This is a genomic window from Abyssisolibacter fermentans, assembly GCF_001559865.1.
Classification (GTDB): Bacteria; Bacillota; Clostridia; order Tissierellales; family MCWD3; genus Abyssisolibacter; species Abyssisolibacter fermentans.
The window spans coordinates 55,160-67,083 of the sequence record NZ_LOHE01000052.1 but is presented as its reverse complement, the minus strand read 5'-3'; the positions used below and the strand labels follow the sequence as shown (position 1 = coordinate 67,083).

The window sequence follows — 11,924 nt, the reverse complement described above, 5'->3', positions numbered from 1 at the left end:
AACTTACAGCATATTATTTGAACGTTATATGAATAATCAGGGATAAAATGAAATTGGGAGGTTTTTTTATGAATACTATAGAAAAAACTATAAGCACTAAAAAAATTTATGAAGGCAAAATAATTAATTTAAGAATAGATACGATAGAATTACCAGATCAAAAATATTCTAAACGAGAAATTGTTGAACATAATGGTGGTTCAGCTGTTATTCCTGTTACAGCAGATAACAAAATTGTTTTTGTTAAACAATACAGGAAAGCTGCTGAAGATTATCTGATAGAAATTCCAGCTGGGAAAATTGATACTGGTGAAGACCCAAGAGATTGTGTTATTAGAGAATTAAAAGAAGAAACTGGAATAATAGCTGGTACAATAGACTTTCTTTTTAAATTTTATTCTACACCAGGTTTTAGCAATGAAATAATACATCTATATGCAGCGTATGATTTGGAATTTGGTAACCCAAATCCTGATGAAGATGAGTATATAGATATCTTGAAAATAGATGTAGATGAAGCAATTAAAATGATCTTTAATGGTGAAATAATAGATAGCAAAACAATATCCGCTATATTAGCTATAAAATCAATAATAGATAGCAAAAATAATTTATAAACATTTACAATGGATTACATACTTAGGTTATCTCAAGAAAACAATTTGAGATAGCCTTTTTTTATATAGAAAACATTTATGACTTGCAATGATAAAAATTAGAAAAAATAGCTAGGTAAACCTCACCAGCTAAGAAAATTCAGATTGAACCCTTTAGTGGATTATTTGTTCGAATAGTTGTTATAGGTAGTTATTAGAGGTTTGTTAGATACTCTTCTTAGAAAGGAACTTAAAAAAAGTTTATCTTTATAAAATAATTTTTTATTGGTATTTTAGTACAACTTCTTTAATAAAAATATAGTAAGTACACTTTTTAAGTAACTAAGTCTTCTATAAAATTAAACGCTAAACTTTAATAATAAGTTAACTTATGAAAATGAAAGGAGTAGAAATCATGTTTAAAACAAATTTTAAAAGAAAAGCAAGAGAACATTTTAATAAATGTACTGGAATATATTTAATTATCATTGTTTTCTTAATACTAGGTATAGCAGTAGGTTCTATTATGTCAAAAGTACTAGAAGAACAGCAAATTAAAAACTTAGTTAGTTTTTTAAATTCTTATTTTAAAGTTTTAAATGAGACAGATATAAAAAGTATTATTTTACTAAAGCAATCAATATTAAATAATCTAAAAACTGTATTTCTTTTATGGCTTTTTGGTATAATTATAATAGGTGTTCCACTTACTTTTTGTATAATATCACTTAGAGGATTTGTTATAGGTTTCACTGTTACTTTTTTATTTAAAGAATTTGGATTAAAGGGTATCTTGTTTTCTCTATTAGCTATATTACCTCAAAACATTTTTATTATTCCTGGACTTATTATTATATCAGTTATATCTTTTAGTTTCTCTACTAACTTTTTAAAAAGGAGAAGGCAATACAGATATTCTACATATCAGAATATTATCAATTATAGCATTACTATTTTGTTAGTTACAACTTTATTAATAGTTGGTAGTATAGTAGAGGCTTATGTAACACCAATTTTCATGAAAATGGTTCTAAGTAGGTAAGCAGAAAGTATCCAAATTTCTTAAACACAACTAGATTAACAAAATATTTTATATAGAATATATGTTTAACGTCAATTTACGATAAATATAGAAGGAAATAGAGTATTTTTGTTGAATTATATATTTACCCGTGATAAAAGATATTTAAAGGAGATTTTTTTAATGGATTATTTAACCCTAAACTTTATTAATTACTTAGCAAATGATAAGGAATTATCTAAAAATACTATAGAATGTTATAATAGAGATGTTAATCAGTTTGAGAATTATTTAAAACAAAAAGACATTAATAATTTAAGAGATGTTAATAAGACAGTCATAATTACTTATTTACTACATATACAAAATACAGGTAAATCTAATTCTACTATATCACGTAATTTAGCCTCGCTTAGAACCTTTTATCAGTATTTATTAAATAATGGAATAATTAAAAATGATCCCACTCTTGATTTAAAGTCGCCAAAACAAGAAAAAAAATTACCAGGTATACTAAGTACAGATGAAGTTGCACATCTACTTGATCAACCAAATATAAAAACACCTAAAGGAATTAGGGACAAGGCAATGCTTGAACTTCTTTATGCATCTGGAATAAGAGTAAGTGAATTGATAGCATTAAATGTTTCTGATGTCAATCTAAAACTTGGTTTTATAACATGTTCTAAAAATACATCAAAAGCAAGAGTTATCCCAATAGGAAAACTATCAATTACAGCTTTAAATACATATTTAACTAAGCATAGGAATTATTTTTTAAACAATAAAGATGAAGATTCTTTATTTTTAAACCATTATGGCAATAGATTGAGTAGGCAAGGTTTTTGGAAAATAGTTAAATTTTATGCTCAAAAAGCTGAAATAAATAAAAAAATAACCCCGCAAACCTTAAGGCATTCTTTTGCAGTCCATTTGTTGCAAAATGGTGCCGATTTAAAATCAATACAAGAGATGCTGGGGCATTCAGATATTTCTACCACTCAAGTTTATACCCAATTAAATAATGTAAGGATAAAAGAAATATATCAAAAAGCTCATCCAAGAGCATAATATAAAATAATAAAACATAAGGAGCAAAATATGATAAAAAATATTGAAGAATCAGCTAAATATATAAAAGAAAAAAGCAATGAGTTTACGCCAGAAATCGGAATGATTTTAGGATCTGGATTAGGAGTATTAGCAGAAGAAATAAGAAATAAGATGGAAATAAAATATAATGATATACCTAATTTCCCTAAGTCAACTGTACAAGGACATAAAGGACAACTTGTATTAGGCGAATTAGAAGGAAAAAAAGTAATTGCAATGCAAGGAAGATTTCATTATTATGAAGGTTATAAAATGAGCGATGTTACACTACCAGTTAGAGTTATGAAGCTTTTAGGTATAAATAAACTGATGATAACTAATGCTGCTGGTGGAGTTAATGAAAGCTTTGAACCTGGAGATCTTATGTTGATTGAAGACCATATTAACTTTGCATCAAACAATCCTTTAATTGGTAAGAATATAGATGAATTTGGTCCAAGATTTCCTGATATGTCACATGCTTATGACAATGACTTAATAGAAATTGCACATAAGTGTGCTAACAATATTGATTTAGAGATTAAAAAAGGTGTGTATATGCTTTTTACTGGTCCAACATACGAGACTCCAGCGGAGATTAAAATGGCTAGAATATTAGGAGCTGATGCTGTAGGAATGTCAACCGTCCCAGAAGTTATCGCAGCTGTTCATTCAGGAATTAAAGTAATAGGTATCTCCTGTATTACAAATATGGCTGCAGGTATATTACCTTCTCCACTAAATCATGAAGAGGTCATTGAAACTACTCAAAAGGTTAAAAATAAATTTATTTGCTTTGCTAAAGAAATCTTAAAGAGTATCTAAGGAGGAAAATATGTTAAAAAAAATTCTTGAGGCTTCAAATTATATTAAGACTAGAATAGACATAAAACCAGAAATTGGTTTAATATTAGGTTCAGGTTTAGGAGATTTGGCTAATGAAATAACTGATAAGGTTATTATTAAATATGATGAAATACCTCATTTTCCTATTTCAACTATAGAAGGTCACGCTGGTAACTTCGTATTTGGTACTCTTGAAAATAAAAAAGTCGCTGTTATGCAAGGAAGATTTCATTACTATGAAGGTTATACAATGCAAGAAGTAGTTTTCCCTGTAAGAGTCATGAAAGCATTAGGAATCGATACATTGATTATAACTAATGCATGTGGTGGAATGAATAAAGAACTTTATCCTGGTGCATTGATGATTATTGAAGACCATATTAATTTTATGGGCGATAATCCATTAATCGGTAGAAATTATGATGAATTAGGTCCTCGATTCCCAGATATGTCTCATGCTTATAATGAATCATTGATTAAAGTTGCAATTGACACGGCTAAAGATATTGGTATAGAAGTTAAAAAAGGTGTTTATGCTGCTATAAGTGGACCTTATTATTTTTCTAGAGCTGAATTAAAAATGCTTAGAACAATAGGTGGGGATGTTATTGGCATGTCAACTGTACCAGAAGTAATAGCTGCAAATCACATGGCAATGAAGGTTTTAGGTATTTCATGTATTACAGATATGGCTATAGCTGAAGAAATTGAATCTATTAGTCATGAAGAAGTTATGGAAGTAGCTAATGAGGCAAAACCTAAATTTATAAATCTTACTAGAAATATACTTAAAAGATTATAAAAGAGATTTTTATGAAAGGGATTTCTCAAAAATTATTTTGAGTGAATCCTTTTTTAATGTTAAAATATATGAATTTTGGTTTCATTTTTAGATATAATTTATGTCTTATTTTACCTATTATAAATAAGTATAAGTTAAATATCTGGTGGATAACATAAAAATATAATATAAGGAGGGATAATATGAAATTCAAGTTAAAATTGTTGTCTACAATCATCCTAATATTTTTCATTATGTTTTCTTCAATAAACTATACTTATGCAACAACACCTCCATTTAAGATTGAAGCCAAATCATCTATTCTAATTGATGCAATGACTGGTAATGTAATGTATCAATCTAACGCTGATGAAAAGCTTCCTCCAGCAAGTATAACTAAAATAATGGTATTATTATTAGCCATGGAATCATTGGAAAATAATACTATGAAATTAAAAGATGAGGTTACAGTTAGCGAATATGCTGCAAGTATGGGAGGTAGTCAAGTATATTTAGAAGCTGGTGAAGTTAATACTGTTGAAACATTATTAAAAGCAATAGCAGTTAGATCTGGAAATGACGCAGCGGTTGCTCTAGCAGAACATATCGCTGGAAGTGAAGAGCTATTTTTGAAGAAAATGAACGAAAAAGCAAAACAGCTCGGTATGAAAAATACACATTTTTCAAATGTTACTGGATTTGATAAAGAAGATCATTATACAACTGCATATGATATTAGTTTAATGAGTAAAGAATTATTAAAGCATAAACAAATTACACAGTGGACAAATATCTGGATGATTACTATTAATGTAGGGAAAAAACATGACGTAGAACAAGGTCTGGTAAATACTAATAGACTTATTAGATTCTATAAAGGTGCTAATGGTATAAAAACAGGATATACAAGTAAATCGGGACATTGCTTAGCCGCTTCTGCTACTAGAAATAATTTAACTCTAATAAGCGTTGTATTAGGTTGTAATAGCTCTGATATAAGATTTAGAGAATCTAAGAAACTATTAGATTATGGATTTGCTACATATGACTCTGTGCAAATATGTAAGAAAAATGCAAAAATCAAAACAATTGATGTAATGAAGGGAAAAGAATCTAAAGTTGATATTTACGCAGCTGATAACTTATATGCATTGGTAAATAAAGGTACTAAAGATAAAATCGAAAGCAAAGTAAATCTCCCTGAGTATCTTGACTGTCCATTATCAACGAATGATAAAGTTGGAGAATTGATTATAATGATGGATAAAAAAATCATAGGTAAAGTAGATTTAATTGTAAAAGATGAAGTAAAAAAAGCTAATGTAATTGATATGTTTGAAAAAATATTTAGTTTAATGACAAAAAAACAAATCAAACAAGAATCATAAAATTAAATATACAAACAAATGGTATTTTAACCCTGATTATTTATATAATTTGAATAATATGCTGTATAATTGTGAATTAGAAGACTCCAGTAAATTTTAAGTAATACCGAGTTGGTATGTCAAAAATTTAATGGATATCTTATAAACAAAAGGATGTAGTATAGTGTTTAATTTTCTATGAATAATCAGGGTTTGCTAAAGGAACTATCTCAAAATATTTTGGAATAGTTCCTTTAGTGTGTTCCAAATGGAATCATATATTTCTCACAATTTCTTTCTTTAATTTGACAATTCATCACTATATAGTTATAATCACATAATACCGTATCATTAAGAAAAGCATAAATTTAAAGCTTGTATTTGTGTTTTTTATGAAAAGGTTATAAAATATATATAGTTATTTATTTAATTTCTATGAATAACGTAGGTTTTATATAGGAGGCAGAAATTTGACTGAAAAATTAATTAGATTACCTGCCCTATTAATTGCAATTGTATGTCACGAATTTGCTCATGGTTATGTAGCTTATAAGTTAGGAGATAATACTGCAAAAAATAGAGGTAGATTAACACTTAACCCATTAAAGCATTTAGATCCTATTGGATTTTTATTACTATTTACTTTAGGTTTTGGATGGGCAAAACCAGTACCAATAAATCCGTTATACTTTAAAGATAGAAAATTAGGAACTATACTAGTTTCTATAGCAGGTCCATTAACGAATTTTGCTTTAGCAATTTTAACAGCTTTGCTTATAACACTGTTAAAAATAAATAATAACTTAATATTATCTTTTGTTCTTCCTATCTTTTGGTATAATATAGCATTAGGAGTATTTAACTTAATACCCTTACCACCTTTAGATGGTTCAAAGATACTAGCTAGTTTGTTGCCAAATAAATATGAATATTTATTTTACAAATACGAGAAGTATTTATATATTATATTAATAGTGTTAATTATGACTGACACAATAAATGTGATATTACATCCATTAATTGGAGTTATTTTTAATTTTATTTTAAATTTAGTATCTATATTAACATAAACAAGGAGAATATATTATGGAATATAAGGTTATTTTAGATTCTTTTGAAGGACCTCTTGACTTACTTTTACATTTAATTGATAAAGCTGAAGTAGATATTTATGATATATCAATAACACAGATTACAGATCAATATTTAAGCTACTTAGAAAAAATGGAAGAACTAGATTTAGAAATAACCAGTGAGTTTTTGGTTATGGCTGCAACATTATTGGTAATCAAATCTAAAATGTTACTTCCTAAAGAAAAAAAAGACAAGCTTTTTGATAATGAGGAAATGGATCCTAGAGATGAATTGATACAAAAACTTATAGAATATAAAAAGTTCAAAGCTGCTGCTTTAGATTTAAAAGATAAAGAAATTATCCAAAGTATGATATATGCTAAACCTCAAGAAGATATGGACTATTATCAAGAAGAATCAATTCAATTAACCTTTGATGGCATTAAGCTTAATAATCTTGTAAATGCATTATACAAGGTTTTAAGAAAAAACAAATATAAAACTAATGAAAATACATTTGATAACATACATAGAGATTCTATAACAATAGAAGAAAGTATGGAATACATACTTTATTCTTTATCAAAATTGAATGTAATTAACTTCGAAGAAATCTTTGCAAATAACGTAAGTAAATTTGAAGTTGTAGTAACATTTTTGGCTTTATTAGAGCTTATTAAGCTAAACAAAGTAACTGTATATCAAAAAGATAATTTTGAACAAATAGAAATCAAATTAATATAGTTGGGGGATTTTATGGACAAAAAAGAAATTAAATCACTTACAGAAGCATTGTTATTTGTTTGGGGAGATCCTCTATCCATTAAAGATATCTGTAGTGTTTTAAATATAAATAAAAAATATGCTACAACAATATTAAATGAAATGATAGAGGAGTTTAATATAACTGGCCGAGGTCTGCAAATTATACAAACTAATAATTCTTATCAAATATGTACAAGACCTGAGCATTATCCTTGGATTAGTAAATTGTGCACACCTAAGACAAATAAGGGTCTTACTAATACAGCACTAGAAACATTATCTATTATTGCATATAAACAACCTATAACAAAAGCTGAAATTGAAGCTATTAGAGGTGTAAGGTGTGATAGAGCTATTCGCTATTTAATAGATAAAAATCTTGTTATGGAAGTAGGAAAATTGGACAAACCTGGTAGACCTAGGATTTTTGGAACAACTGAAGATTTTTTAAGGTACTTTGGAATAAAAAATATCTCAGAATTACCTAATTTGAATATATTAGATAATGAATCAGATGAAGAAGCACATGAATTATAAATTTCATGTGTCTTTTTTGTTATTTATGGTAAAAATACATTTAATAGGATGAAACATGAGGTGAATAACATGAAAATTGTTATAATTGTATTTTTATTAATATTTCTTATATTTTTATTTATACCTATTATCATCGTAATAGACTATGATAGTAAAAAAAATTACATACTTGAAATAAAAATTAATCTTTTATCACATAAGGGTTTAAATTTAATAGTAATAAAATATTTAGGGAAAACCAAAAAAGAAATAAAAGTATTGTATTTATTTAAATTCAGAAAAAACATTAATCCATCAAAAAATATTAAATCAAAGATAGAAGAATTAATAGAAATATATTCTCAAGTAAAAACTAATGTTATAAATTTAAAGCATTCAACTAAATTAATCAAATTTAAACTTGATGTCATTATTGGTTGTAATAACGCTGCATCAACAGCAATGATCTATGGATTGATTAATTCAGTAATATATTCATTATTAGGTGTATTGTACAATTATAGTGACCCAAAAAAATTCAAGGTAACTATAGTGCCTGATTTTAATAAAGAAAAAAAAGATATTAAATTCAGTTGTATAATTCTTACTAGATTAGCTTATATTATTATTGCAGGTATAAAGACTTTTTTAATACATAAGAAATTATAAACTACTATAATGAAGGTATAATTTCTTTTATATCATGTAAGAGTAAAAAACAAAATTAAGATATAAACACAGATTATTCATAGTCCAACAATATTTCAAATAAAAGGAGGCAATGTAATGGCAAATCATCCAATTGAAGCACTTATGACAACTACCATGGAAAACTTAAAACAAATGGTTGATGTTAATACAATTGTTGGTGATCCAGTTGAGACAAAAGATGGAACTGTAATCATACCAATATCACAGATATCATTAGGTTTTGCTTCAGGTGGAGGACAATATGGTAAAAAAACTTCTACACACAATACTACAAATGAAAAAGAAAAAGATAAAGATTATCCTTTTGGAGGAGGTTCTGGAGCAGGTATATCCGTAAAACCTTCAGCATTTATTGTAGTTGGAAATGGACAGATGAAATTATTACCAGTTGACAATGAATCTAACATAGTTAACAATTTTTTAGATCTAATTCCAGCGTTAATTGAAGGTATTCAAAATAGAATTGCAACAAAAAAACCAAAGACACAAAAGAATAAAACATCAAAAACTGATAGTAATTGTAAACTTGATGAAAATAAAAAAGATGAACAAGAAGCAAATTAAAGGAGTCTTTAAGACTCTTTTAATTTTGCAAAGATAAACCCAGATTATTCATAGGAAAATCAAATACTCTACATTATTTAAAATTATATGAATAATCAGGGTTAAATATTAATATACATTTTTTATATATGTTAGCATATATTAAGTAGTATTTAATAATAGTATATAACAAAAAATATCATTGAATAGTATTTAAATCCAGATTATTAATAGAAAAGTAAACACTATACAGCATATTATCGGGAGTTATATGAATAATCTGTTTAAACAATGAGGTGATAAAAATGAAAATAAAAAAACTTACATGCTTACTTATAGTCCTATCAATCCTTTGCATAAACAGCACTACATTTGCAAATTATAATATCACTCCAAACCCATCTAGTCAAAGTAGTATATTAATGGAAAAATCCACTGGTAGAATTTTATATTCTCAAAACCCTCATAAAAAATTACCTATGGCTAGTACTACTAAGATTATGACAGCTTTAGTTGCTCTAGAATATGGTAATCTGGATGATATAGTAAAAATCCATCCAAAAAGTGTAGGTGTTGAAGGATCTAGTATTTATTTAAAACATAATGAGAAAATTACATTAAAAGATTTACTATATGGATTAATGTTACGCTCTGGTAATGATGCAGCAACTGCAATTGCATATCATGTAGGTTCTTCTGTTGAAGGATTCGTTGAATTAATGAACAAAAAAGCTAAAGAAATTGGTGCATTAAATACTCATTTCATGAATCCTCATGGATTGCATCATAAAGACCATTATACAACTGCTTATGATTTAGCTTTAATAACTAGAGCGGCAATGAATATAGATGAATTTAGAAAGATTTCTAAAACTAAACTATATATTTCTAATGGAGATATCAAAAGATACTTTTATAATAAAAATAAAGCCCTCTGGCAATTTAGTGGTGGAGATGGTGGCAAAACAGGATATACAAAATCATCAGGTCGCTGCTTAGTTTCAACAGCTACAAGAAATGGTATGCAGCTTATTTCAGTAGTATTAAATGACGGTAATTGGTTTAATGACTGTTACAATTTATTAAGTTATGGATTTGAAATGTATTCTCCTAGTATAATATTACAAAAAAATCAATTCATTAAAAACATAACAGTAATAAATGGTAAACAGAATTATACATCTGTCATAAACACTTCTGACATAATACTACCATTAACTAATCTTGAAAAAAAAGAAATTAAGATAATTTTGGATATGCCAGAAAAACTAAAAGCTCCTATTAAAAAAGGACAAAAAATAGGAACTGCTAAAATATATTTTAAAGGTAAGCTCTTATGTAGCAGTATTCTTTATGCACATAGAGAAGTAGTATCTAAAACACTTAAAGATAAATTAGTTGATTTCTTTTATAATATTTTTGATTAGGTAAGTCATTATAAGTTGAAAAGCTCTATCTAGGAGTAAGCGATTTACACCAAATTAAAGGTTAGGTTCACTGTTTGAAAATTTTACTTTCGTCAAGAAAGTAAAATTTTTTATTGCTTTTAAAAAAGTATAAGTAACAAAATAAAAACATATAAATATTCTAATATTAGAAATATTATTTACTACCTCATACTATAAAGGGGGGATTACGTGAAAAAGAATCTTGAGTGCATAGACGCCGGGGGAGAATACTGTCCCTGTTATTTAGCTGAAACTAATAACTGTATAACATGTTCAATACTACAAGGTAAAGACTTTTGTGATTGTAATTGGAGAGGCACATGTATCTATCAGGAATATGTATGGAATGGTAATAAGAAAAAAACTCCAAGACAATCTATACCTGTCAATGTAGTCTCAAAGACTAAAATAAATAAAAATTGCTATCTATTAAAATTAGAAGTTTCAAAGACACTAGCAAGATATTTAAAACAACCTGGTTCATATGTTTTTTTAAGAAATATTGAATGTCTACATTATTTTGATTTACCAATGTCAATTTTAGACGTTAATGATGTAGATGGATATATATATATTGCCTATCAAGTTGTTGGTTCAAAGACAAAACAATTAAATTTATTAAAAGACAAACTACTTCTTAGAGGTCCATATTTTAATGGAATACTTGGTTTTAAAAATTTAAAAACCCTTAAAAATAGTGAATGTTTATTAATTTGTAGAGGTATAGCACAAGCACCTTGTGTGCCAGTTATCAAATATCTTATAAGAAATAATAATAACATAACATTATTATTAGACAAAGGTAAAGTAAACGAACCATTTATTAAAAATTTTATTAAAGATTTAAATATAAATATTATTGAGGAAAATGTTATGAGTACTAGCTGCCAAAAGTTAATCAATATTATGTTAAAAAATAATAGTTATGATTTTTTGTTTTTGGCTGGTTCGGATATTGTCCAACAAAAAATTATCAATATTGTAGATGAATTAAAAATTAACCCTTTAATATCTGCAACAAACAACAATGAAATATGTTGTGGTGAAGGTATTTGTGGTGCTTGTTCAAAACGTTTAGAAGATGGAACTGTTGTTAAAACGTGCAAGACACAAATTGATGTCAGAGAAAGTATTAAAAGGAGGGTTAATCTTGATTAAAGTTGT

At 26.9% G+C, this 11,924-nt stretch carries 13 protein-coding genes; all 13 read left to right on the top strand.

Annotation, left to right across the window (positions count from 1 at the left end; translation table 11 throughout):
- Positions 1 to 68 precede the first annotated feature (68 nt).
- The 13 genes from AYC61_RS08835 (at position 69) to AYC61_RS08775 (ending at position 11,918) form a co-directional block, all read left to right on the top strand.
- Positions 69 to 617: an NUDIX hydrolase gene (locus AYC61_RS08835; RefSeq protein ID WP_066500105.1), complete on the top strand. Its 549-nt coding sequence runs from the start codon at positions 69 to 71 to the stop codon at positions 615 to 617.
- Positions 618 to 1,011: 394 nt separating this feature from the next.
- Entirely contained in the window at positions 1,012 to 1,638 is a 627-nt protein-coding gene (gene spoIIM / locus AYC61_RS08830) for a stage II sporulation protein M (RefSeq protein WP_066500101.1), read from the top strand.
- A 162-nt stretch (positions 1,639 to 1,800) separates the two neighbouring features.
- Positions 1,801 to 2,688, top strand: a complete 888-nt coding sequence (gene xerD, locus AYC61_RS08825) for a site-specific tyrosine recombinase XerD (protein ID WP_066500095.1) — start codon at positions 1,801 to 1,803, stop codon at positions 2,686 to 2,688.
- A 30-nt stretch (positions 2,689 to 2,718) separates the two neighbouring features.
- Positions 2,719 to 3,534, top strand: a complete 816-nt coding sequence (locus AYC61_RS08820; protein ID WP_066500092.1) for a purine-nucleoside phosphorylase — start codon at positions 2,719 to 2,721, stop codon at positions 3,532 to 3,534.
- A gap of 10 nt (positions 3,535 to 3,544) precedes the next feature.
- Positions 3,545 to 4,357, top strand: coding sequence for a purine-nucleoside phosphorylase (locus tag AYC61_RS08815; RefSeq protein ID WP_066500090.1), 813 nt, complete (start codon positions 3,545 to 3,547; stop codon positions 4,355 to 4,357).
- Positions 4,358 to 4,539: 182 nt separating this feature from the next.
- Positions 4,540 to 5,724: a D-alanyl-D-alanine carboxypeptidase family protein gene (locus AYC61_RS08810; protein WP_066500086.1), complete on the top strand. Its 1,185-nt coding sequence runs from the start codon at positions 4,540 to 4,542 to the stop codon at positions 5,722 to 5,724.
- Positions 5,725 to 6,173: 449 nt separating this feature from the next.
- Positions 6,174 to 6,773, top strand: a complete 600-nt coding sequence (locus AYC61_RS08805; RefSeq protein WP_066500085.1) for a site-2 protease family protein — start codon at positions 6,174 to 6,176, stop codon at positions 6,771 to 6,773.
- Between the two features lie 16 nt (positions 6,774 to 6,789).
- Entirely contained in the window at positions 6,790 to 7,521 is a 732-nt protein-coding gene (locus AYC61_RS08800; RefSeq protein WP_066500080.1) for a segregation and condensation protein A, read from the top strand.
- A 12-nt stretch (positions 7,522 to 7,533) separates the two neighbouring features.
- Positions 7,534 to 8,079: an SMC-Scp complex subunit ScpB gene (gene scpB, locus AYC61_RS08795; RefSeq protein WP_066500076.1), complete on the top strand. Its 546-nt coding sequence runs from the start codon at positions 7,534 to 7,536 to the stop codon at positions 8,077 to 8,079.
- Between the two features lie 69 nt (positions 8,080 to 8,148).
- Complete coding sequence (locus AYC61_RS08790) at positions 8,149 to 8,727, top strand: DUF2953 domain-containing protein (RefSeq protein WP_066500072.1); 579 nt, start codon at positions 8,149 to 8,151, stop codon at positions 8,725 to 8,727.
- A 117-nt stretch (positions 8,728 to 8,844) separates the two neighbouring features.
- Positions 8,845 to 9,333 carry a GerW family sporulation protein gene (gene ytfJ, locus AYC61_RS08785; protein WP_066500062.1) on the top strand — a complete coding sequence of 163 codons (489 nt, stop codon included), beginning with the start codon at positions 8,845 to 8,847 and terminating at the stop codon, positions 9,331 to 9,333.
- Between the two features lie 284 nt (positions 9,334 to 9,617).
- Positions 9,618 to 10,739 (top strand): D-alanyl-D-alanine carboxypeptidase family protein, encoded by a 1,122-nt coding sequence (locus AYC61_RS08780; RefSeq protein WP_066500056.1) that lies wholly within the window; start codon positions 9,618 to 9,620, stop codon positions 10,737 to 10,739.
- Positions 10,740 to 10,949: 210 nt separating this feature from the next.
- Entirely contained in the window at positions 10,950 to 11,918 is a 969-nt protein-coding gene (locus AYC61_RS08775; protein WP_066500054.1) for a sulfide/dihydroorotate dehydrogenase-like FAD/NAD-binding protein, read from the top strand.
- Positions 11,919 to 11,924: the final 6 nt, after the last annotated feature.

Excerpts from the sequence above, each read along its gene's own strand:
- AYC61_RS08835 (WP_066500105.1), top strand. The coding sequence starts at position 69 with ATGAATACTATAGAAAAAACTATAAGCACTAAAAAAATTTATGAAGGC.
- spoIIM (WP_066500101.1), top strand. The coding sequence starts at position 1,012 with ATGTTTAAAACAAATTTTAAAAGAAAAGCAAGAGAACATTTTAATAAA.
- xerD (WP_066500095.1), top strand. The coding sequence starts at position 1,801 with ATGGATTATTTAACCCTAAACTTTATTAATTACTTAGCAAATGATAAG.
- AYC61_RS08820 (WP_066500092.1), top strand. The coding sequence starts at position 2,719 with ATGATAAAAAATATTGAAGAATCAGCTAAATATATAAAAGAAAAAAGC.
- AYC61_RS08815 (WP_066500090.1), top strand. The coding sequence starts at position 3,545 with ATGTTAAAAAAAATTCTTGAGGCTTCAAATTATATTAAGACTAGAATA.
- AYC61_RS08810 (WP_066500086.1), top strand. The coding sequence starts at position 4,540 with ATGAAATTCAAGTTAAAATTGTTGTCTACAATCATCCTAATATTTTTC.
- AYC61_RS08800 (WP_066500080.1), top strand. The coding sequence starts at position 6,790 with ATGGAATATAAGGTTATTTTAGATTCTTTTGAAGGACCTCTTGACTTA.
- scpB (WP_066500076.1), top strand. The coding sequence starts at position 7,534 with ATGGACAAAAAAGAAATTAAATCACTTACAGAAGCATTGTTATTTGTT.
- AYC61_RS08790 (WP_066500072.1), top strand. The coding sequence starts at position 8,149 with ATGAAAATTGTTATAATTGTATTTTTATTAATATTTCTTATATTTTTA.
- ytfJ (WP_066500062.1), top strand. The coding sequence starts at position 8,845 with ATGGCAAATCATCCAATTGAAGCACTTATGACAACTACCATGGAAAAC.
- AYC61_RS08780 (WP_066500056.1), top strand. The coding sequence starts at position 9,618 with ATGAAAATAAAAAAACTTACATGCTTACTTATAGTCCTATCAATCCTT.